This window comes from Flavobacterium gelatinilyticum (assembly GCF_027111295.1).
Taxonomy (GTDB): Bacteria; Bacteroidota; Bacteroidia; order Flavobacteriales; family Flavobacteriaceae; genus Flavobacterium; species Flavobacterium gelatinilyticum.
Genome location: NZ_CP114287.1, coordinates 3,860,153 through 3,879,570 on the forward strand (window position 1 = coordinate 3,860,153; position 19,418 = coordinate 3,879,570).

Below are 19,418 nucleotides of genomic sequence, written 5' to 3' on the forward strand. Positions count from 1 at the left end.
AATAAATAAGCTGAGCTCATGAATAAAAAAGCAGAAAATATAATTGTTGGAATTTCAGTAGGAGATTTAAACGGTATTGGAAGCGAAGTGATACTAAAAACATTCGAAGATTCAAGAATGTTAGAATTGTGTACACCTGTTATTTTCGCAAATGCTAAAATACTTTCTTTTGTAAAAAAGAGTTTTACATCGACAGTTCAGTTTCATGGTGTAGATAAATTAGACCAGATCATTCCCGGAAAAGTAAATGTTTTTAACCTTTGGAGAGAAGGAGTTGATATTAACTTTGGTACTAATGATGAAAAAATTGGAACATATGCCATAAAATCGTTTGTTGCGGCAACCAAAGCTTTAAAAGAAGATTTAATAGATGTTTTGGTTACGGCGCCAATAAATAAATACAATATTCAGTCAGATGAATTTAAATTTCCCGGACATACAGATTATTTAGATCAGGAGCTCGAAGGAAATGCACTCATGATGATGGTTCAGGATAATTTAAGAGTAGGTCTGCTTACAGATCATGTTCCTTTAAGTGAAGTATCGTCGCATTTGACAGAAGAGTTAATTACAAGAAAAATCGAAACCATAAGGAAATCTTTAATTCAGGATTTTAGTATCGTGAAGCCAAAGATTGCCGTTTTAGGTTTAAATCCGCACTGCGGCGACGGAGGTGTGATTGGTAAAGAAGATGATTTGGTTTTAAAACCGGTTCTAAAAAAAATATTTGACAGCGGTACTATGGTTTTCGGACCTTTTTCTGCCGATGGTTTTTTTGGAAGCGGGCAGTACGAAAAATATGACGCAGTTGTGGCGGCATATCACGATCAGGGATTAATTCCGTTTAAAACCCTCTCTTTTGGTAAAGGAGTGAATTACACTGCGGGATTAAACAGAGTAAGAACTTCTCCTGATCACGGTACAGGTTATGATATCGCCGGAAAAGACATGGCAGACTTCAACTCGTTTAAGGAAGCCGTTTATCTTGCCCTGGATATTTTTCGCTCGCGTAATCAGTATGAGGAGATTAGCCAAAAACCTCTTAAAATAAAAGAAAAACAGATATAAACAAAAAAAGATAGATAAGATTATTAGATTTACAATAATTTTATATCTTTGCACCCCAATTCGAATATTGTAGTTTTGTATTCGAATTACACAAATTGATGTTGAAATGAGCAAAACAAAAGAATTTTTAATTCCTTTTATAGGATTAAAGCTGGGAAAACACCATTTTGAGTATCAAATAAATAACACGTTCTTTAAGGACTTTGAGTACGATGAGTTTCAGAGTTCAGATATTAAAGTGAATTTGCTTTTTGAAAAGAAGAGCAATATGTTAGAGTTAGAATTCAAACACAAAGGAACTGTAAATGTGCCTTGTGATTTAACCGGCGAAGATTTTGATTTACCAATTAAAGGTAAAATGAAGCTGATTGTTCGGTTTGGAGAAGAATTTAATGATGATAACGAAGAATTGTTGATTTTGCCGCATGGAGAACATGAATTAGATGTGTCACAATACATTTATGAAATGATTGTACTTTCGGTGCCCCCGAAAAGAATTCATCCGGGAGTTAAAGACGGAACATTACAAACCGAAGCTTTAACAAAACTGAATGAATTAAGCGTAAAAGAACAAAAGGAAGAGAGTAATAAAGAAGAAGATATTGACCCGCGTTGGGAAAAATTAAAGAAACTATTAACGGATAAATAATATAGTAAAATGGCACATCCTAAGAGAAAAACCTCGAAAACAAGAAGAGATAAGAGAAGAACACATTATAAAGCTACTGTAGCTCAAATCGCTACATGTCCTATTACAGGAGAGGCGCATTTATACCACAGAGCTTACTGGCACGAAGGTAAAATGTATTACAGAGGGCAAGTTGTTATCGATAAATCTGAAGCGGTTGCTTAATACGTTTTTGTAAATTATACCGGAACTCTCACATCGTGAGAGTTTTTTTTGTTGGTTATAATTTTCGATTTTTAAGAAAATATAGACAAATTCGCTTCGATTTTTTTTGTAATTTTCGAGTCTTTAAAAAAATTTTTCAAACACCAATGTTTGAAAGGAAATAATAGAATATAATGAGTACAATCACAGCCGCAATTACCGCTGTTGGAGCTTACGTTCCAGACTTTGTTCTTTCTAATAAGGTATTGGAAACAATGGTCGATACTAATGACGAATGGATTACCACTCGTACAGGTATTAAAGAAAGAAGAATTCTTAAAGATGCTGACAAAGGAACATCGTACCTTGCAATAAAAGCAGCACAGGATTTAATAGCAAAAGCTAACATTGATCCGTTAGAGATTGATATGATTATTATGGCAACTGCAACACCGGATATGCTGGTGGCTTCTACGGGAGTGTTTGTTGCAACAGAAATTGGAGCAACAAATGCATTTGCTTACGATTTACAGGCGGCCTGCTCAAGTTTTCTATACGGAATGTCAACTGCTGCGGCATATGTACAATCTGGAAGATACAAAAAAGTATTATTAATTGGTGCAGATAAAATGTCATCAATTGTAGATTATACAGACAGAGCAACCTGTATTATTTTTGGAGATGGTGCCGGAGCTGTATTATTCGAACCAAATTATGAAGGCCTTGGTTTACAAGACGAATATTTAAGAAGTGATGGTGTTGGACGCGATTTTCTTAAAATACCAGCCGGAGGATCTCTAATCCCGGCTTCTGAAGACACTGTTAAAAACAGACAGCACAATATCATGCAGGATGGTAAAACAGTATTTAAATATGCTGTTACTAATATGGCAGATGCCAGTGAACTAATTTTGCAAAGAAACAATTTAACTAATCAGGATGTTGATTGGTTAGTGCCGCATCAGGCAAACAAACGCATCATCGATGCTACTGCAGGAAGACTCGAACTTGAAGAGTCTAAAGTACTGGTAAATATCGAGAGATACGGTAATACAACTTCAGGAACATTACCTTTGGTACTTAGCGATTTTGAACATCAATTCAAAAAAGGAGATAATATTATTTTAGCAGCATTTGGAGGAGGATTCACTTGGGGATCTATTTACCTTAAATGGGCTTACGATAAAAAATAAATTAAAACTAAAAACGAATCATTATGGATTTAAAAGAAATTCAAAACCTAATCAAATTTGTAGCAAATTCGGGTGTTGCAGAGGTAAAGTTAGAAATGGATGATGTAAAAATCACGATCAGAACAACTTTAGAAGGAAATACAACAGAAACTACTTATGTACAGCAATTGCCGGCTCAGGCTGCCTTGCCACAAGTTACGGCTGCACAGCAGACAGCTCCGATTATTGTAAATACAGTTCCTGAAACTCAGGCTCCTGCTGCTGAAAATTCTAAATATGTTACTATTAAGTCTCCAATCATTGGAACATTCTATAGAAAACCATCTCCGGACAAACCTGTTTTTACAGAAGTAGGAAGCACAGTTTCTAAAGGTGACGTTCTATGTGTAATTGAAGCAATGAAATTATTCAACGAAATCGAATCAGAAGTTTCAGGTAAAATTGTAAAAATTCTTGTAGACGATATGTCTCCTGTAGAATTTGACCAGCCATTATTCTTAGTAGATCCATCATAAATAAATTTAGATTTTAGATTTTAGGTTTTAGATTGATTTGCATTATGAACTTTGTTAATCATCTAAAATTATCTAATTATCAAATTGTCTAATTATTTAATTAAAATAAGATGTTTAAAAAAATATTAATTGCGAATAGAGGAGAAATTGCACTACGTGTAATTCGTACATGTAAGGAAATGGGAATCAAAACTGTTGCAGTTTACTCTACAGCCGATGCAGAAAGTTTACATGTTAAATTTGCTGACGAAGCGGTTTGTATTGGTCCTCCTCCGAGTAACTTGTCGTATTTGAAAATGTCAAATATTATTGCCGCTGCAGAAATTACAAATGCAGATGCAATACACCCGGGATACGGTTTCCTTTCTGAGAATGCTAAATTCTCAAAAATTTGTCAGGAACACGGAATCAAATTTATTGGTGCCGCGCCTGAAATGATCGACAGAATGGGAGATAAAGCTTCTGCAAAAGCTACAATGAAAGCAGCAGGAGTACCATGCGTGCCAGGTTCAGACGGATTATTAGAATCTTACGAACATGCACAAAAAGTAGCCAAAGAAATTGGATATCCGGTTATGATGAAAGCTACTGCAGGTGGTGGTGGAAAAGGAATGCGTGCTATTTGGAAAGAAGAAGAGCTTTTAAAAGCTTGGGAAAGCGCACGTCAGGAAGCTGATGATCGCATTTGGAAACGACGGAATGTATATGGAGAAACTTATTGAAGAGCCTCGTCATATCGAAATTCAGGTTGTTGGAGATTCTTACGGAAAGGCGTGTCACCTTTCTGAAAGAGACTGTTCTGTACAGCGTCGCCACCAAAAACTTACTGAAGAAACGCCTTCGCCATTCATGACAGACGATTTACGTACAAGAATGGGTGAAGCAGCTGTAAAAGCAGCTGAGTTTATTAAATATGAAGGAGCAGGAACTGTTGAATTCTTGGTAGACAAGCACAGAAACTTCTATTTCATGGAAATGAATACACGTATTCAGGTAGAGCATCCAATTACTGAACAGGTAATTGATTACGATTTAATTCGTGAGCAGATTATGGTTGCTGCAGGAATTCCAATTTCTGGCAGAAACTACCTTCCTGAATTACACGCTATCGAATGCCGTATTAATGCCGAAGATCCTTATAACGATTTTCGTCCTTCACCGGGAAAAATTACTACGCTTCATATGCCGGGAGGTCACGGAGTACGTTTAGATACTCACGTATACTCAGGTTACAGTATTCCGCCAAACTACGATTCTATGATTGCAAAGTTAATTACAACAGCGCAGTCTCGTGAAGAAGCAATCAGTAAAATGAGAAGAGCTCTTGACGAATTTGTAATCGAAGGGGTGAAAACTACAATTCCATTCCACAGACAATTAATGGATGATCCAAAATATATTGCAGGAGATTATACAACTGCATTTATGGATACTTTCAAAATGAATAGTCCAGAATAATATAAAGGCCGTCGGAAGACGGCCTTTTTTATTGTATTAATTTAATACGAACCAGACAGGTTTTGTGAATCAGCTCTGAGACCTGTCTGACTGCAAAATCATACCTTTAGTCAATTATACTCTATTGTTTGTATGACAGTAACCGCCTTAAAGTCTCTCTTTACTCTAAAAAACAGATAGAGTCTGTTTTTGTCAATTGTTTTTTGAGGCATTTTATCAAAGTAAACACAATTTATGTATACTTTTTACACACTTGCGAAACGAATTATACACTTTTAAACTATTTCGTTTTTTTGGCACGATTGCATAAAACCTTTAATTTATAGGGTTTTACATAGATTTGATGATGATTATTTCATTTCGGCATAATAGTTTCTTTACCTAAAGCGTAAAACAAACTATTAACTATAAAAGATATATACATTATGAAAAATTTATTTTTATCAGCCGCGATCATTTTAGGAGGATTGACCTCATTTGCTTCAACTTCTCCAATTTCAAACACTATTGTAAAAATTGCTTCTGTAGAAGACGAGTACACTGAAATTAAATTAGAAGAGTTACCTGCTCCTATTACAGAGTCTTTGAAAAAAGCATATCCAACAGCAGTTATTACAAAAGCATATAAAAACGAAAAATCAGAGTATAAGCTAGACGTTACCGTAGGTGACAAAGTAGGAAATCTTTTTGCTAACGCAGACGGAACCTGGATTAAAAAGTAATTTGGTATTCCCGTGAAAATTCAGATAAAGAATACCAAGATTAAATTAACAACTTTAAAATATAATTATCATGAAAAATTTATTTCTATCAGCCGCAATCGTTTTGGGAGGTTTAACATCATTTGCTTCAACTTCGCCAATTTCAAATACAATCGTAAAAACAGTATCATTTCAAGATGATTATGCTGAAATCAATGTGACAGAAGTACCTGCCGCAGTAACAGATGCTCTTAAAAAAGCATATCCGGACGCAGTTCTTAACAAAGCTTACAAAAACAGTGCTTCTCAATACAAATTAGAAGTTACCGTTGGAGACAAAGTAGGAGCTCTTTATGCTAACGCAGACGGATCTTGGGTAAAAAAATAAGTAAAAACTAACCCTAAAAAACTATTATTATGAAAAAGCTAATATTATCGGCAGCTATTCTATTGGGTAGTTTGTCAATACAGGCAGAAAATACTGTTTTAACCACCACTACAGTAAATTCAGTTAACTATCAGGATGAGTATAAAGAAGTTGATGCCGTTCCGGCAGCAATTAAAACATCTCTTGATAATGCTTATCCTGGTGTTAAATTAGAAAAAGCATATGTAAACGACAAAAAAGAGTATAAAATTGAGATCACTGTAAGAGGTGAAAAATCAATTGTGTACACTGATGCGTCAGGAAACATTATTAAAAAATAACCATAAAAACGAAGCACTATGAAAAAGTTAATCTTATCAGCAGCGATTATTTTGGGAGGTTTGTCTGTTCATGCAGCAGTTCCTTCAGAATCAGTTTTAATGACTCAGTCAGTAAACATTCAGGATGCATATACTGAAGTTGCTGCCGATGCAGTTCCGGCTGCAGTAAAGTCTACAGTTGAGAAATCGTTTCCAGGTACAAAACTTGAAAAAGCGTACAAAAACGACAAGGACGAGTACAAACTTGAAATATCAAGTGGAGATAAAAAGTATACTGTTTTCACAGATGCTTCAGGAAATATCATTAAAAAATAAATTAAATACAGAGCAAAATGAAAAAGTCAGCCATTATCACAGCCATTCTTTTAGGCAGCATGTCAATTCCCGTAAATGCGGCGACAGCTCCAAATAAAGTAAAAACCACTATTTCTGTTCAGGCAGAATACACGGAAATTACTACAGATGCTGTACCGGCGGCTGTAAAAACTGCTCTGCAAACCGCTTATCCAAACGCAAAATTGGTGAAAGCATTTGTTAATGATAAAAAAGAATATAAACTCGAAATATCAGTTGGTGACCAAAAGGCTACTGTGTATTCAGATGTCAATGGAAACTGGTTAAAGATATAATTAGGTGAAATTAGATTTATGTTTTTGGTGAAAAAGAGATTGCATCGTGCAATCTCTTTTTTTTTACATAATTTTATGAGATTACAAGTTTAATAGTATTATTTTAGCAAAAAAGTCACAAAATCCAAATGCCAAAGATATTAGTTATAGAAGATGATATTTCGTTTTGCAAGTTATTAGAACGGTTTCTGATAAAAAATGCATTCGATGTAACCGTAGCATTCTCTGCTGCAGAAGCCAGATCAGCAATCAAAAATGAATCTTTCGATTTGATTTTGACTGACCTGCGTCTGCCTGATTCTGATGGTATTGGACTTATGTCTGAAATTAAAGATTCCTTTCCGCAGGTTCCGGTTATTCTTATGACCGGATATTCGGATGTAAATACTGCCGTAAAAGCAATTAAAAACGGTGCTGCCGATTATATCTCAAAACCCTTCAATCCGGATGAGGTGCTGCTTGTTATTACAAATGCGCTCCAGACGCCTGATACAGAAGAAGAGGAGGTTCCGGTTAAACAGAAAAAAACAGCTAAAAAACCGGTATCATCAGAAAATGAATTTGTAAAAGGAATTTCGGCAGCTTCAAAAAAACTACAAGGCCATATTCAACTGGTAAGCCCTACAGATATGTCGGTTTTAATTATCGGCGAAAGCGGAACAGGAAAAGAAATTATAGCCAAAAGTATTCATCAGCAAAGCAACAGAAAAAATAACAACTTTATTGCTGTAGACTGCGGTGCGATTCCAAAGGAATTGGCAGCAAGTGAATTCTTCGGACACTTAAAAGGATCTTTTACCGGAGCAATAAGCGATAAAATGGGCTATTTTGAAGCCGCAAACGGAGGGACGCTTTTTCTGGACGAAATAGGAAACCTTTCATATGAAAATCAAATTCAGTTATTGCGTGCGCTTCAGGAAAGAAAAATAAAACCTGTTGGAAGTAATAAAGAAATAGACGTCGATATCCGCATTATTACCGCTACAAACGAAGATTTGCGCGAAGCAGTAAAAAACGGCGATTTTAGAGAAGATTTATATCATAGAATCAACGAATTCTCGATTCAGTCTCCATCTTTAAAAGACCGTGACGAAGATTTAATGGTTTTTGCCGACTATTTCCTCGAAAAAGCCAATCAGCAGTTAAATAAAGATATTATCGGATTTTCTCCTGAAGTGGTTTCAATCTTTCAAAATTACAATTGGCCCGGAAATTTACGTGAACTTCAAAACTGCGTTAAACGATCTACACTTTTAACTCAGGGAGATTTTATAGAAAGTGATGTTCTTCCGGTTGAATTTTTTCAGGTTCAGAAACAACAGCAAAGTTTCAGCGGAAATTTTTCATTATCAGAAAATGAAAAAGAAGCTATTATTAATGCGCTGAACAGAACTCAGAATAACAAATCTGAAGCAGCCAAACTTCTTAAAATTACCAGAAAAACGCTTTACAATAAATTAAAGCAATACAATATAGATTAAACCCGCTGGGTGAAATATTTTTCAGCACATATTTAACCTAAAAGAGATTAAACGATTTCTTGCTGTAAAGCAGAAAAAAGCTGGCTCATTTTTACTTTTAAATCTGAATAAATCGCTTTTAGATCCGAAATTTGAAGATGATCCTGTTCAAGCGTTTTTAAAATCACAGCAATTTCACGAGCTTCAATTTGTCTGAACATTGGCGCAATGCGATGCGCAATCGAATTGATCTCAGGGATATTTTCTTCTGCTATCGCATTCTCGAGCAAAACTATATTTTCATTTGTGCTGCTTATAAAAGCTTTCAGGACATCGTTTAAAGCCTCATTATCATTACCCAAAAACTCTTTTAAAGTTTCCAGAGAATATAATTGGGTTGAAATGGTTTCTTCCTCATCTGTCATTTCTGTTTTAGGAAGCGCGTCATTATCAAGTATATGCTGAATGGTTTCGAGCAGCATTTTTGGCGAATACGGTTTTCTTACTACTGTTGTAAAACCGGCATCGGTGTAAACAGATGAATCAAGGTCGGTTCTTCCTGTTAAGGCAATTACGGGCTGATTGCTGAAAATGCTTTTTTCAGAATCCCGAAGGCTTTTCAAAAACATAAAACCATCCATTTCCGGCATTTGAATATCAGTAATGACAAAATCAAAGCGAGTATTTTGAATAGACTGCAACGCTTTTACTGCACTGGTGAAAGACAATACCTCGTGGCCTTCCTGTTTTAAAACGCCGCTTGTTAAGTTTAAAAGATTAATGTCGTCATCAATAACAATAAAAGTTTGTTTTCTTGTATTTCTGGCAAGATTTCTTTTGGTTTCTTCAACCGTAATCGGGCTGTAATCGAAAACCAGCGGAATTTTAATCTCAAAGGTACTTCCTTTTCCGTAGGTACTTTCCAGACTTAAATTTCCTCCCAAAAATGAAATGATTTTTTTGCAGATTGCCAGTCCTAAACCGGTTCCTCCGTATTTTTTTTCAATGTTCTCATTTGCCTGAGCAAACTCTTCAAAAACTATTTTTTGGTTGCCTTTTTCAATTCCAATTCCGGTGTCTTCAATTGTAATTACAAAGAAATTTTCATTTTCGGTAGCATACGAACTGATTTTAATATGACCTTCTTCAGTAAATTTATAAGCATTTCCAATAATGTTAGATAATATTTGTTTCAGTCGAAACGGATCGCCTACAATTCTGGTTTGTAATTTTTCGTCAATATTAATAATCAGCCTAATGTTCTTTTGCTTGTAAACCGTCTGAATGTTTTTGGCAGTGTCTTCAATAATTTCAGGCAGATAAAACGGCACTTTTTCAACTGTAATTTTTCCGGCTTCTATTCTGGAGAAATCCAATAGATCCTGAACCAGCTGTGTAATATATTCAGATGAATTCTTAATATTTTTAATAAAGTAAGATTGTTTTGTCGTAATATCAGAATTGCCCAAAAGTTCAGAATATCCTACAATCGTGCTAAGTGGTGTTTTCAAATCGTGGCTCACAGTCGAAATTAACTGTTCGCGGCTTTTTAATAAATTTTTAGTTTTAAAATTCGCAATTTCAAGCTGTTTCTTGTAAAGCTGCGATTTGGAATAATCACTTACAATTAAAACAGAGAAAAACAAAGTCAGAATCAATCCTGCAATTGCCGAAGCCGTTACAATCTCGTTGACTTTTTTAAGGGATTTTTCTTTTAATGAATTGTTCTTAATAGAGTTATTAATAATTTCGCGTTCAATAATTCGGAGTACTTTTCGAAGCTGTTCCGAAATTGCGATTTCATTTTTCAGCAGTTTGTTTTCTTCAAAATTCAGGGTTTCCTTTTTCTTTTCGGCTTTCAGTTTTACGTTGCTCAGTAATTTTTTAGAATTAGCCAGAATAGAATCTGAAGCTTTTTTACTAAGCGTATTGGTGCTGTCGTCAGGGATATTCTGATTGAGATAATCTACATATTTTTGAAGCACATTTCGCTGATAATTTCCAAGTTCATTTGGGTTCTTGGTGAAATCCTGAAGTTCCAGTTTTCTCAGGTTAAACTCCATTTTGGTAATCTCGTCAATCGCGTTGTTGACAGAAACTTCGTCTTCGGCCTGATTTTTTATGGTTTTTAATTGTCGGATATTTTCTGTTTTTTCAGACAATAAATAATTCACACTATCCAGAAGCATTTTTTGATATTCGGTAGTAACGATTTGTTTTAGGGTGTCGATTCTGGCCTTAAGAGAATCAGTTTCGGTAAGGTAATTTTTAAAATCACTTTCAGAGTTGGTCTGAATAGTTTGTCGTGCTAAACTTTCTGTTTTATACACATTCGAAAACAATTTGCTGACTCTTAAAATTTTGGTTTTTTCGTGTGCAATTTTATCTTCAAGCTTCTTGTAAACGACATTTTCGGAGTATAAAAACCATCCCACGGTAACCACAAGAGCCAACAGTGCAACATAGCTGAATAAAACTTTGAGGGCTGTGTAACTTTTTTTACTCTCCATAAATAGCGGCGGGGGTTGAGGAAGGTTCTTACTATTGAATTCAGTGCAATTTATCTAAAAAATCTATTTAAGAAAAGGAAAAACTTTTGAAATGTTTACATAATTCAAATGTCTGATAAACAAAACAGCCTCAGATTATGTAACAAATCTAAGGCTGTTTTAATATTTATATTTTAGTTATAGCGTTTCATCTAACCATTTAAAGAATTCGCCCTGCCAAACCTGAGCATTCTGTGGTTTTAAAACCCAGTGATTTTCATCAGGGAAATACACAAATCGGCTTTTGATTCCTCTTAACTGCGCAGCCTGAAAAGCTTCCTGTCCCTGCCCAATTGGCACACGGTAATCTTTTCCGCCCTGGAAAATCAAAATAGGTTTGTTCCAGTTCTGAACTAAAGTTGCCGGGTTGAAAACAGTATAAGCTTTTTGAGCCACAGCATTGTCTTTTTCCCAATATGGTCCGCCAAAGTCCCAGTTGTTAAAGAAAACCTCCTCTGTAGTTCCTAACATACTCACTGTATTGAAAACCCCATCGTGAGCGATGAAAGTTTTGAAACGGTTTTTGTGGATTCCTGCTAAGTAAAATACAGAATATCCTCCGTAACTCGCGCCAACGCATCCTAAACGACTTTTATCAACATAGCTTTCTTTAGCAACATCATCAATTGCCGAAAGGTAATCGTCCATAACCTGTCCGCCCCAGTCTTTACTAATTTGTTCGTTCCATTCAACACCATGCCCCGGCATACCGCGGCGATTTGGCGCCACTACTACGTAACCTTTCGCAGCCATTAAAGAGAAATTCCAGCGGAAAGAATACGATTGTGTCAACGGACTCTGTGGTCCTCCCTGACAAAACAATAAGGTTGGGTATTTTTTTGAAGCATCAAAATTTGGAGGAAGGATCACCCAAACCAGCATTTTTTTACCATCTGTTGTGGTAACATAACGTTTTTCTGTTTTGCTTAAAGTTAAAGTTTTATATGTATCTGTATTTACATTTGAAATTTGCTTCCAGCTGTTTTTCTTCAAATTAAAAGAATAAATTTCAGCTGCATGATTCATGTCAGTTCTGGTTACGATGATGTCGTCTCCAACAAATCCAACTAAATCATTTACGTCAAAATCTCCGCTTGTTAACTGGCGAACCGTAATTGCAATTCTCGTTACACCAGGAAAGTTAACTGTAAAAAGCTGTTTTGTTCCGTCAACCGGAGCCACAAAAAACACATTTTTTCCGTCTTTGCTCCAGATAAAATTATCTACAGTTCCGTCCCAGCCGGCAGTTAAATTTTGTTTTATCCCTTTAAACTCAACAATAATGTCATTTTTGTCTGATTCGTAACCATCACGTTTCATTTGCAGCCATGATAAATTTCCAGTTGGTGAAAACTGAGGAGCTGTATCGTAACCTAAATTATCTTCGGTTTTATTGGTTGTTTTTTGAGTTTCTAAATTATACTCATAAATATTAGTGTTGGTAGAAATCGCATAATCTGTTCCGGCTTTTTTCTTGCAGACATAAAAAATGCTTTTGCTGTCCGGCGACCAGATATAATCTTCGTCACCGCCAAAAGGTTTTTGCGGCGAGTCAAAAGTCTCACCCTTCAAAATATCGATCCCTTTTGCACCGTCTTTGTTTTCTTTATAAAAAACGTGATTGTATTTTCCTTCGTTCCAGGTATCCCAATGACGGTAATCTAAACCATCGTAAATTTGAGCATCAGATTTGTCAAGACCTGGGTAAAAATCTTTACCTAAAACTTTCTCGATCTTTACTTCATCATTGTAAACCACAAACTTCCCGTCAGGTGAAATGTTTTTGTCTTTTAAAATATCTTTTGTGTCTTTAATTTCTGTGGCTTTTCCTCCGTTTACCGGAATGGTATAAAGTTTAGAAGTCGATTTATTATCGGCTACAGAAGGCGTTGAAACCTTATAAACCACATTTTTTTCATCTTTCGAAAGTCCAAGTACAGATACTCGTCCTAATTTCCATAACAATTCCGGCGACATTACATTCTGTCCGATAGCGTTTAAACTCATCATTATTAAGGTTGTTACTACTACTTTTTTCATAATAAAAATTCTAATTATTGTGCGCTAAAAATACAACAATTAAATTCCAATTAGTTAAAATTCAAATTCCAAAAATTGTTAAAGTTCAGGTAAAAGCTTTTCTGCCGTAAATTACTTCGTCTATTCGTCCCATGTTCTCTAGTCACAAATTTCTATCTTAAAAATTGTCAAAAAAAAATGTGAATTGCTTTTGCCTATTCGCTGTCACTCGAGTCGCGGCTGTCAAAAAATCATTATTTTTATAAAAACTCTAAAAAATGGAACTAAGCTATTGGGAACTAAAAAACTGGTTTACAAATGTCGATTATACCATTGTAGGAAGCGGGATCGTAGGACTGCATACGGCATTACGCTTACGCGAAAGATTTCCTGCGTCTAAAATTCTGGTTTTAGAGCGCGGCATGTTGCCACAAGGAGCAAGTACCAAAAATGCCGGTTTTGCCTGTTTTGGAAGTATCTCTGAAATTCTGGATGATTTAAAAACACATTCAGAAGAGGATGTTACGGCACTTATCGAAAAACGTTGGAAGGGATTACAGTTACTCCGAAAAAGATTAGGTGATCAGGCCATCGATTTTAAACCTCATGGCGGGTATGAATTATTTTTGAAAGAAGATGAATTTGGTTTTAGCGAATGCGTTTCTAAAATTCCGTTTATTAATGAAGTTTTAAGACCGCTTTTTAAAGCCGATGTTTTTTCGAAAGAAGTTGACCGATTTGGGTTTGAGAATATTCAGGACTATTTGGTTTTTAATCCGTTTGAAGCTCAGATTGATACCGGAAATATGATGCAGGAACTATTGAAACAAGTGGTTTCGGCGGGTATTTTAATTTTAAATCAGCAGACAGTGACTTCTTATCTTGATTCCGGAAGTCACGTAGAAGTGGTTTTAAATGACTTTAGTTTTAAAACCAAAAAAATACTTTTTGCAACAAATGGTTTTGCGGGATCTTTGACCCATAATGCCGTTAAACCTGCAAGGGCACAAGTGTTAATTACAGAACCTATTAAAAATTTAGACATAAAAGGCACGTTTCATTTAGACCGAGGTTATTATTATTTCAGGAATATCGAAAACCGGATTTTGTTGGGCGGCGGTCGAAATCTCGATTTTGAAGGTGAAACCACGACCGAATTTGGACAGACGAAAATTATTCAAAATAAATTGGAAGAATTACTGAAAAATGTAATTTTACCAAATCAGGATTTTCAGATTGCGCATCGTTGGAGCGGCATCATGGGAATCGGGAATAGTAAGAATCCTGTTGTAACCCAACTTTCTGAAAATGTGTTCTGCGGAGTACGTTTAGGCGGTATGGGAGTTGCGATAGGAAGTTTAATAGGAACAGATTTAGCAGAATTAATATAATGGCAGTATCTAAAAAACCAGCACCAAAAAAGACAACCGCAGCAAAACCAAAAACCAAGACCTCTTCTAAAAAAGGAAATCGCTCCTTTGGCGAAAAAGTAAAATGGTTTTTTATAAAAGCAGCTTTGTGGTTTTTTGGACTTTCAATAGGATCGGTTATATTTTTTAAATATGTTCCGGTGCCTTTTACACCGCTTATGTTAATTCGTGCCATCGAAAATAAACTCGACGGAAAAGAAGTCTATTTTGACCACGATTGGGAACCAATCGAAAAAATATCCATGAACCTTCAAAAAGCCGTAATCGCAAGTGAAGACGGAACTTTTTTAACGCATAATGGTTTCGATTTTAAAGCACTTCAAAAAGCGTATAAAAGCAATGAACGCGGACGTCGAATCCGCGGGGGCAGCACCATTTCACAGCAAACAGCCAAAAATGTTTTTTTATGGCAGGGCAAAAGTTATTTCCGTAAAGGTCTTGAAGCCTATTTTACGGTTTTAATCGAGATTATCTGGGGCAAAGAGCGTATCATGGAAGTATATTTAAACAGTATCGAAATGGGAGACGGAGTTTATGGTGCGTATGCGGCAACAGAACATTGGTACAGACGCGATGCTTCGAGTTTAACGCCAATGCAGGCGGCCGGTATTGCTGCAATTCTGCCAAATCCAAGAAAATTTAAAGCAACAGGTTCGTCAAGTTATATTAACAGAAGAAAAGAAAGAATTGTGCGTGAGATGCGTTTTGTGGGAAAAATAAATTATGATGGCAAAGAAAAGTAAAAAAACGCTTTTTGCTTTTCTGATATTGACTGTTACGTTAACTTTTGGACAAGGAAAAACCACTGAAATAGGTTTTATAAGCGATAATGATTTATATACGTCGTCTAAGTACGATATGTATTATACCAATGGACTGGAACTTTTTTATCGGTTTTTATCAAAAAATGATAATCCGAAAATCAATAAAAAAATTACCGAGTTTAGAATAGGACAATATCTCTATAATCCGAGGTTTATAAACGAAGAAGCAGTTGAGGTAAACGACCGTCCTTTTGCCGGATATCTTTTTGCCGAGGCCGGAAGAGGCTTTTTCTATCAAAGCGAATCTGTTTTAAGGACGGATTTTCAGGTTGGTTTTCTGGGCCCTAATTCTCTTGGCGAACAATTGCAAAAAGGGTTTCATAATTTAATTGGTTATAAAAAAGTATATGGCTGGGAAAACCAGATTCAGAATACTTTGGGGCTGCAGGCGCATGTAATGTATTCTAAAAAAATGTTTCCTTCAAAACATAATGATTTTATAGATCTTCATTTTCAGTCAGAAGCCAATTTAGGAACTATTTTTTCTGGTGTTTCAACGGGATTTATGAGCAGAATTGGTTTTAAAAAACTGCTTCCGGTTTACGATTCGAATATGCACGAGGCCTCTGTAAGTTCTGAAATTCAAACCAATATCAGGGAGTTTTATTTCTATATTATGCCAGTTGTTAACTATCAGTTTTATGACGCCACGATCGAAGGAAGTATGTTTAGCAATTCTAGCCCTATCACATACGACTTGGTCCCGCTTCGTTTTAATGGCGAAGCAGGTTTAAAATACCGTCACAACAATTTTAATATGTCGTATTCTTTTATTTACCGGGGCAAGGAATTAAAAGGCGATGTTAACGATACAAATACCGGATATTTTTACGGCTCGATTAGAATGGGTTTTCTGCTTAAGTGATTTTGTTCCGAAGCAACTAAGAAACAAAGTTTTATGTTTTAGTGAAGATTTTTACCACTAGGATATTCACAAAATTCTTTTGAGTTTTAGTTTAATACTCCGGCAGGTTTATTTATTAGAAAATTTTCTTCTTTTACAGGATTATTATTTACGGGTTTTGTAATTATCTGCGGCGTTTGGTTAGTGATTTGATTATGAATTATTTTCTTTAATTCTTTAAGGTCAAAATCTAGTTTTGCGGTGTTTAGCCATAACAAAGTTTCTTCTTCTTTGTTGCTTAATTTGATAAATTTTTTGCGTTTGGATTTATTTGTTATTTGATCGATGTAAATTTCACGATCCTTGACATCAATAAAAAGAAAACGTTCGTTTTTCCATCCTATTTTGAAGACAGCACAAGAGTTAATATCTTTCCATTTTACAATTCCCAATTCGCTAAAGTATTTTCCGTAAAAGAAAATCCCTTCCTGATATAAACGAATGAGTGGTTTTTTCTTTTTAAGACCTGCTAAATCTTTAATTATAGTAAAAACCATAACTGTAAAACACACGATTAATAGTGTGCGGAAATGAGAATGAAATTCAACCGGAACGACTATTGTGTCAATGTTTTTCCAGATTGCCCATGCAAAAAGAGACAGTAAAAATGAGCAAAGAAGGATTCTTAAATAAGTACTTTTTTTAGTCGCGTAAATGTATTTTGGTAATTGCATTTTTTACTTCTATTAAATGTGTTTCTTAAGAAGCAAAATTATCAGGGCAGCTAAGCTAAAATGCCTTGTATAGGGTAAAAATGTATTAAAATAGGCTTAAGAGTTTTGTAATCAGGACTTTTTAAAATTTACTTTTAGAAAATTTTCTCATTTTTCTCTATGTTATAGTGATGAAAAAGAAAAATTAATTAAAACTCATTTTAAGCTTTAGCCATTATATTCTTCAATATTAAAAACCACCTGTTTTAGTTGGAGGAAAAGGAGGTGCTTACATCGAAAGGGCTTTAGCCGAGAAATGACGTTAAGTTAAAGGCATGGTTCATTCAGGTATAAATACTTAATATCTTGTGCTGGTAATATGATATTTTTGAATCGAAATGTTCATGCTTTTATAAGTATGGTTTTCCATAAAAGACTGCGTAATTAAATCAAGATATTTGTTTTTATAATCAATGTTTTATGTCGTTGATTTTTAAGATAATATTGCTTTATTTCTTAGTTTTGATTTATCTAATTGTCTAACTAACCACTAACCAAAATGACTACAAACATCCCTAAACAATCTGTTAATCAGTTAAGAAAAACACTTGAGAACTTTAAAATTAATGATGCAATTGAATTATGCACAAATGAAGCTCAAACTCGTAAATTTTTAATTGAACCCTTTTTTCATCTTCTAAATTATATTTCTAATGATTTAATTCCGGAATTCAATGCAGACTTTGGAGAAAGAGTAAGCCAGAAAATAGATTATGCTATTTTTCTAAACAAAAAAGAAACTATTTTAATCGAAGCTAAAAAATACAACAGCCGTCTTAGTGATAAAGAGGCTGGACAGCTAAACGGATATTTTAGCAATACCAAAAGTTCCAGAATTGCAGTGTTGACAAATGGTATTGAGTATCGATTTTATTCGGATATTTTATTGCCAAATGTTATCGATTCCAAACCATTTTTTGTTTTTAATTTGTCTAATTATTCAGATAAAGATCTCGAAACTTTAATCAAATTTGATAAAAGATATGTAGTCATTGCAGAAATTATAAAAACGGCACAAGATTGTGTTTTTGCAGAAGATTTTGAAGCAAGTCTGCTAAAAGAATTTATTGCACCATCAAAAGATCTGTTAAAGATTATTCATAGAAATATGAATTTTAAAACAAAATTTACCGAAGAAACACAAGGTAAAATGATATCAATGATTAATTCTGCTTTGCTAAAATCTTTGTACGATAAAAAGGTTCTTGCAGAATCGAATTCAAATACAGGCGGTATAATAACTACAGAAACCGAAATACAGGCTTATCATACTATTAGAACTTTATTGATTCAGAATAGAAAGATTCCAAGTCAGAGAATTTTCTTCAAAGATTTTAAAAGTTTTTTTAATATCAGCGTGGATGATAATTTAAAGAAAGTGATTTGTAAATTGGTATTTACAGATACAAAACTGAAAATTGTTATCGAAAATAATGAGTATTTACTAAGCAGTGTTGATGATGTTTTAAAGTATAAAAATGAATTGATAAACAGGACTTTACTTTTGCTGGAATAAAGATGTCATTTTTAATGAAGTTTAATTTTCTTCAATTGCCTCCGGCTTTAGCTGGAGGAAAAGAAGATTTTACATCGAAAAGGCTTTAGCCGAATATTCCCAAATAGTTAAATTATATCAGAAATGACAAACTTCGAGGTTAAACATAAAAAAGCCATTCCGGAAATTTTTCAGGAATGGCTTTTTTGATGAAATAGATTTTTGCTTATTCATACAATTTAAACGGGTTAATCCAAATCCATTTCTTTAGACAGATCGTCCCATTTTTTATTTAGGTATTCTGTTGTTTTGTTCATTAAATCTGGATTTACATCAGCGGTCGATTGTACTTTTGGGCTTAATAAGGCTTTTCCGTTTTCAAAATAAATATAAGCAGAAACATCATTGTCGCCCCAAAAGAAAGGAAAAACAATCGCCATGTTTTCCGGGCTTTCGGTTACGTATTTTTCAAGACTGATGATAAAAGAAAACATCGGCAGCATTTCGGTATAATTTTCACTGAAAAACATCATTCCCCAATGCCATTCTTCGGTGGTTTCATCATAATCAGAAAATGCCATTGCTTGTTTGTATTCTATCCAGCCATCTATAATTTCCTGATTAGTATTGTCGTTATATGCCCGAAGTAATTCGGAAGTTAGTTCCATTTTTGAGTACATTCTGCGGCTGTCCCACCAGTCGAGCCAGTTTTTATTTAACTGAGGTTTTTCGAGAGGACTTTTTAGAAATTCCTCAAGCTGTGATTTCTTGATTTTTACTTTGCAGTATAATGAGCTTAATTCAGACATAATTTAATGCGTGGTTTTTTATAATGAAAATGAAATATGGTATTATAGCCCCGATGGAAACGGCATCCTTTTATGCCGAGCTGATAAGCGGGGCATAAAAGATACAGTGTA

19 protein-coding genes and 1 pseudogene are annotated in these 19,418 nt (G+C 34.7%); 16 read left to right on the forward strand and 4 right to left on the reverse strand.

Going from position 1 to position 19,418, the window contains the following annotated elements:
- Positions 1-18 precede the first annotated feature (18 nt).
- The 12 genes and pseudogenes from pdxA (at position 19) to OZP11_RS16405 (ending at position 8,585) form a co-directional block, all read left to right on the forward strand.
- On the forward strand, positions 19-1,068 hold the full coding sequence (pdxA, locus tag OZP11_RS16350; RefSeq protein ID WP_281231623.1) for a 4-hydroxythreonine-4-phosphate dehydrogenase PdxA: 1,050 nt from the start codon (positions 19-21) through the stop codon (positions 1,066-1,068).
- A gap of 106 nt (positions 1,069-1,174) precedes the next feature.
- Positions 1,175-1,717 (forward strand): YceD family protein, encoded by a 543-nt coding sequence (locus OZP11_RS16355; protein WP_281231624.1) that lies wholly within the window; start codon positions 1,175-1,177, stop codon positions 1,715-1,717.
- A gap of 9 nt (positions 1,718-1,726) precedes the next feature.
- A complete protein-coding gene (rpmF, locus tag OZP11_RS16360; protein ID WP_008465217.1) occupies positions 1,727-1,921 on the forward strand; it encodes a 50S ribosomal protein L32 in 195 nt (64 codons plus the stop codon).
- Between the two features lie 173 nt (positions 1,922-2,094).
- Positions 2,095-3,093 (forward strand): beta-ketoacyl-ACP synthase III, encoded by a 999-nt coding sequence (locus OZP11_RS16365; protein WP_281231625.1) that lies wholly within the window; start codon positions 2,095-2,097, stop codon positions 3,091-3,093.
- A 23-nt stretch (positions 3,094-3,116) separates the two neighbouring features.
- The gene (accB, locus tag OZP11_RS16370) at positions 3,117-3,608 is read left to right on the forward strand and encodes an acetyl-CoA carboxylase biotin carboxyl carrier protein (RefSeq protein WP_281231626.1); all 492 of its coding nucleotides are present in this window, start codon (positions 3,117-3,119) and stop codon (positions 3,606-3,608) included.
- 110 nt (positions 3,609-3,718) lie between these two features.
- Positions 3,719-5,066: pseudogene (gene accC / locus OZP11_RS16375) on the forward strand (acetyl-CoA carboxylase biotin carboxylase subunit).
- A gap of 425 nt (positions 5,067-5,491) precedes the next feature.
- Complete coding sequence (locus OZP11_RS16380) at positions 5,492-5,788, forward strand: hypothetical protein (RefSeq protein WP_281231627.1); 297 nt, start codon at positions 5,492-5,494, stop codon at positions 5,786-5,788.
- Positions 5,789-5,858: 70 nt separating this feature from the next.
- Positions 5,859-6,155, forward strand: coding sequence for a hypothetical protein (locus OZP11_RS16385; RefSeq protein ID WP_281231628.1), 297 nt, complete (start codon positions 5,859-5,861; stop codon positions 6,153-6,155).
- A gap of 29 nt (positions 6,156-6,184) precedes the next feature.
- Positions 6,185-6,475, forward strand: coding sequence for a hypothetical protein (locus OZP11_RS16390; protein ID WP_281231629.1), 291 nt, complete (start codon positions 6,185-6,187; stop codon positions 6,473-6,475).
- Between the two features lie 18 nt (positions 6,476-6,493).
- Positions 6,494-6,790, forward strand: a complete 297-nt coding sequence (locus tag OZP11_RS16395) for a hypothetical protein (protein WP_281231630.1) — start codon at positions 6,494-6,496, stop codon at positions 6,788-6,790.
- A gap of 17 nt (positions 6,791-6,807) precedes the next feature.
- Positions 6,808-7,104 carry a PepSY-like domain-containing protein gene (locus OZP11_RS16400; RefSeq protein WP_281231631.1) on the forward strand — a complete coding sequence of 99 codons (297 nt, stop codon included), beginning with the start codon at positions 6,808-6,810 and terminating at the stop codon, positions 7,102-7,104.
- Positions 7,105-7,232: 128 nt separating this feature from the next.
- The gene (locus OZP11_RS16405) at positions 7,233-8,585 is read left to right on the forward strand and encodes a sigma-54-dependent transcriptional regulator (protein WP_281231632.1); all 1,353 of its coding nucleotides are present in this window, start codon (positions 7,233-7,235) and stop codon (positions 8,583-8,585) included.
- A gap of 47 nt (positions 8,586-8,632) precedes the next feature.
- On the opposite strand, the gene OZP11_RS16410 is transcribed toward OZP11_RS16405, so the two are convergent.
- On the reverse strand, positions 8,633-11,074 hold the full coding sequence (locus tag OZP11_RS16410) for a hybrid sensor histidine kinase/response regulator (protein WP_281231633.1): 2,442 nt from the start codon (positions 11,072-11,074) through the stop codon (positions 8,633-8,635).
- Between the two features lie 177 nt (positions 11,075-11,251).
- The gene (locus tag OZP11_RS16415) at positions 11,252-13,153 is read right to left on the reverse strand and encodes a S9 family peptidase (RefSeq protein ID WP_281231634.1); all 1,902 of its coding nucleotides are present in this window, start codon (positions 13,151-13,153) and stop codon (positions 11,252-11,254) included.
- Between the two features lie 257 nt (positions 13,154-13,410).
- On the opposite strand from OZP11_RS16415, the gene OZP11_RS16420 reads away from it, so the two are divergent.
- From OZP11_RS16420 to OZP11_RS16430, 3 genes are read left to right on the forward strand one after another with little or no spacing between them, the layout of a single operon-like run.
- Positions 13,411-14,523, forward strand: a complete 1,113-nt coding sequence (locus OZP11_RS16420) for an NAD(P)/FAD-dependent oxidoreductase (protein ID WP_281231635.1) — start codon at positions 13,411-13,413, stop codon at positions 14,521-14,523.
- Positions 14,523-15,305, forward strand: a complete 783-nt coding sequence (gene mtgA, locus OZP11_RS16425) for a monofunctional biosynthetic peptidoglycan transglycosylase (RefSeq protein WP_281231636.1) — start codon at positions 14,523-14,525, stop codon at positions 15,303-15,305. The genes OZP11_RS16420 and mtgA overlap by 1 nt, the downstream gene beginning before the upstream one ends.
- On the forward strand, positions 15,286-16,251 hold the full coding sequence (locus tag OZP11_RS16430) for a lipid A deacylase LpxR family protein (RefSeq protein ID WP_281231637.1): 966 nt from the start codon (positions 15,286-15,288) through the stop codon (positions 16,249-16,251). The genes mtgA and OZP11_RS16430 overlap by 20 nt, the downstream gene beginning before the upstream one ends.
- 86 nt (positions 16,252-16,337) lie before the next feature.
- On the opposite strand, the gene OZP11_RS16435 is transcribed toward OZP11_RS16430, so the two are convergent.
- Positions 16,338-16,964 (reverse strand): STM3941 family protein, encoded by a 627-nt coding sequence (locus tag OZP11_RS16435; protein ID WP_281231638.1) that lies wholly within the window; start codon positions 16,962-16,964, stop codon positions 16,338-16,340.
- A 538-nt stretch (positions 16,965-17,502) separates the two neighbouring features.
- Between OZP11_RS16435 and OZP11_RS16440 the strand changes: the two genes are divergently transcribed.
- Positions 17,503-18,519, forward strand: coding sequence for a type I restriction enzyme HsdR N-terminal domain-containing protein (locus OZP11_RS16440; RefSeq protein ID WP_281231639.1), 1,017 nt, complete (start codon positions 17,503-17,505; stop codon positions 18,517-18,519).
- Positions 18,520-18,746: 227 nt separating this feature from the next.
- On the opposite strand, the gene OZP11_RS16445 is transcribed toward OZP11_RS16440, so the two are convergent.
- Positions 18,747-19,307, reverse strand: coding sequence for a hypothetical protein (locus tag OZP11_RS16445; protein ID WP_281231640.1), 561 nt, complete (start codon positions 19,305-19,307; stop codon positions 18,747-18,749).
- Positions 19,308-19,418: the final 111 nt, after the last annotated feature.

Coding starts and splice junctions, on each gene's coding strand:
- OZP11_RS16355 (WP_281231624.1), top strand. CDS start 1,175: ATGAGCAAAACAAAAGAATTTTTAATTCCTTTTATAGGATTAAAGCTG.
- OZP11_RS16395 (WP_281231630.1), top strand. CDS start 6,494: ATGAAAAAGTTAATCTTATCAGCAGCGATTATTTTGGGAGGTTTGTCT.
- OZP11_RS16410 (WP_281231633.1), bottom strand. CDS start 11,074: ATGGAGAGTAAAAAAAGTTACACAGCCCTCAAAGTTTTATTCAGCTAT.
- OZP11_RS16385 (WP_281231628.1), top strand. CDS start 5,859: ATGAAAAATTTATTTCTATCAGCCGCAATCGTTTTGGGAGGTTTAACA.
- mtgA (WP_281231636.1), top strand. CDS start 14,523: ATGGCAGTATCTAAAAAACCAGCACCAAAAAAGACAACCGCAGCAAAA.
- OZP11_RS16440 (WP_281231639.1), top strand. CDS start 17,503: ATGACTACAAACATCCCTAAACAATCTGTTAATCAGTTAAGAAAAACA.
- OZP11_RS16405 (WP_281231632.1), top strand. CDS start 7,233: ATGCCAAAGATATTAGTTATAGAAGATGATATTTCGTTTTGCAAGTTA.
- OZP11_RS16435 (WP_281231638.1), bottom strand. CDS start 16,964: ATGCAATTACCAAAATACATTTACGCGACTAAAAAAAGTACTTATTTA.
- OZP11_RS16430 (WP_281231637.1), top strand. CDS start 15,286: ATGATGGCAAAGAAAAGTAAAAAAACGCTTTTTGCTTTTCTGATATTG.
- accB (WP_281231626.1), top strand. CDS start 3,117: ATGGATTTAAAAGAAATTCAAAACCTAATCAAATTTGTAGCAAATTCG.
- OZP11_RS16390 (WP_281231629.1), top strand. CDS start 6,185: ATGAAAAAGCTAATATTATCGGCAGCTATTCTATTGGGTAGTTTGTCA.
- OZP11_RS16365 (WP_281231625.1), top strand. CDS start 2,095: ATGAGTACAATCACAGCCGCAATTACCGCTGTTGGAGCTTACGTTCCA.
- OZP11_RS16415 (WP_281231634.1), bottom strand. CDS start 13,153: ATGAAAAAAGTAGTAGTAACAACCTTAATAATGATGAGTTTAAACGCT.
- OZP11_RS16400 (WP_281231631.1), top strand. CDS start 6,808: ATGAAAAAGTCAGCCATTATCACAGCCATTCTTTTAGGCAGCATGTCA.
- OZP11_RS16380 (WP_281231627.1), top strand. CDS start 5,492: ATGAAAAATTTATTTTTATCAGCCGCGATCATTTTAGGAGGATTGACC.
- pdxA (WP_281231623.1), top strand. CDS start 19: ATGAATAAAAAAGCAGAAAATATAATTGTTGGAATTTCAGTAGGAGAT.
- OZP11_RS16445 (WP_281231640.1), bottom strand. CDS start 19,307: ATGTCTGAATTAAGCTCATTATACTGCAAAGTAAAAATCAAGAAATCA.
- rpmF (WP_008465217.1), top strand. CDS start 1,727: ATGGCACATCCTAAGAGAAAAACCTCGAAAACAAGAAGAGATAAGAGA.
- OZP11_RS16420 (WP_281231635.1), top strand. CDS start 13,411: ATGGAACTAAGCTATTGGGAACTAAAAAACTGGTTTACAAATGTCGAT.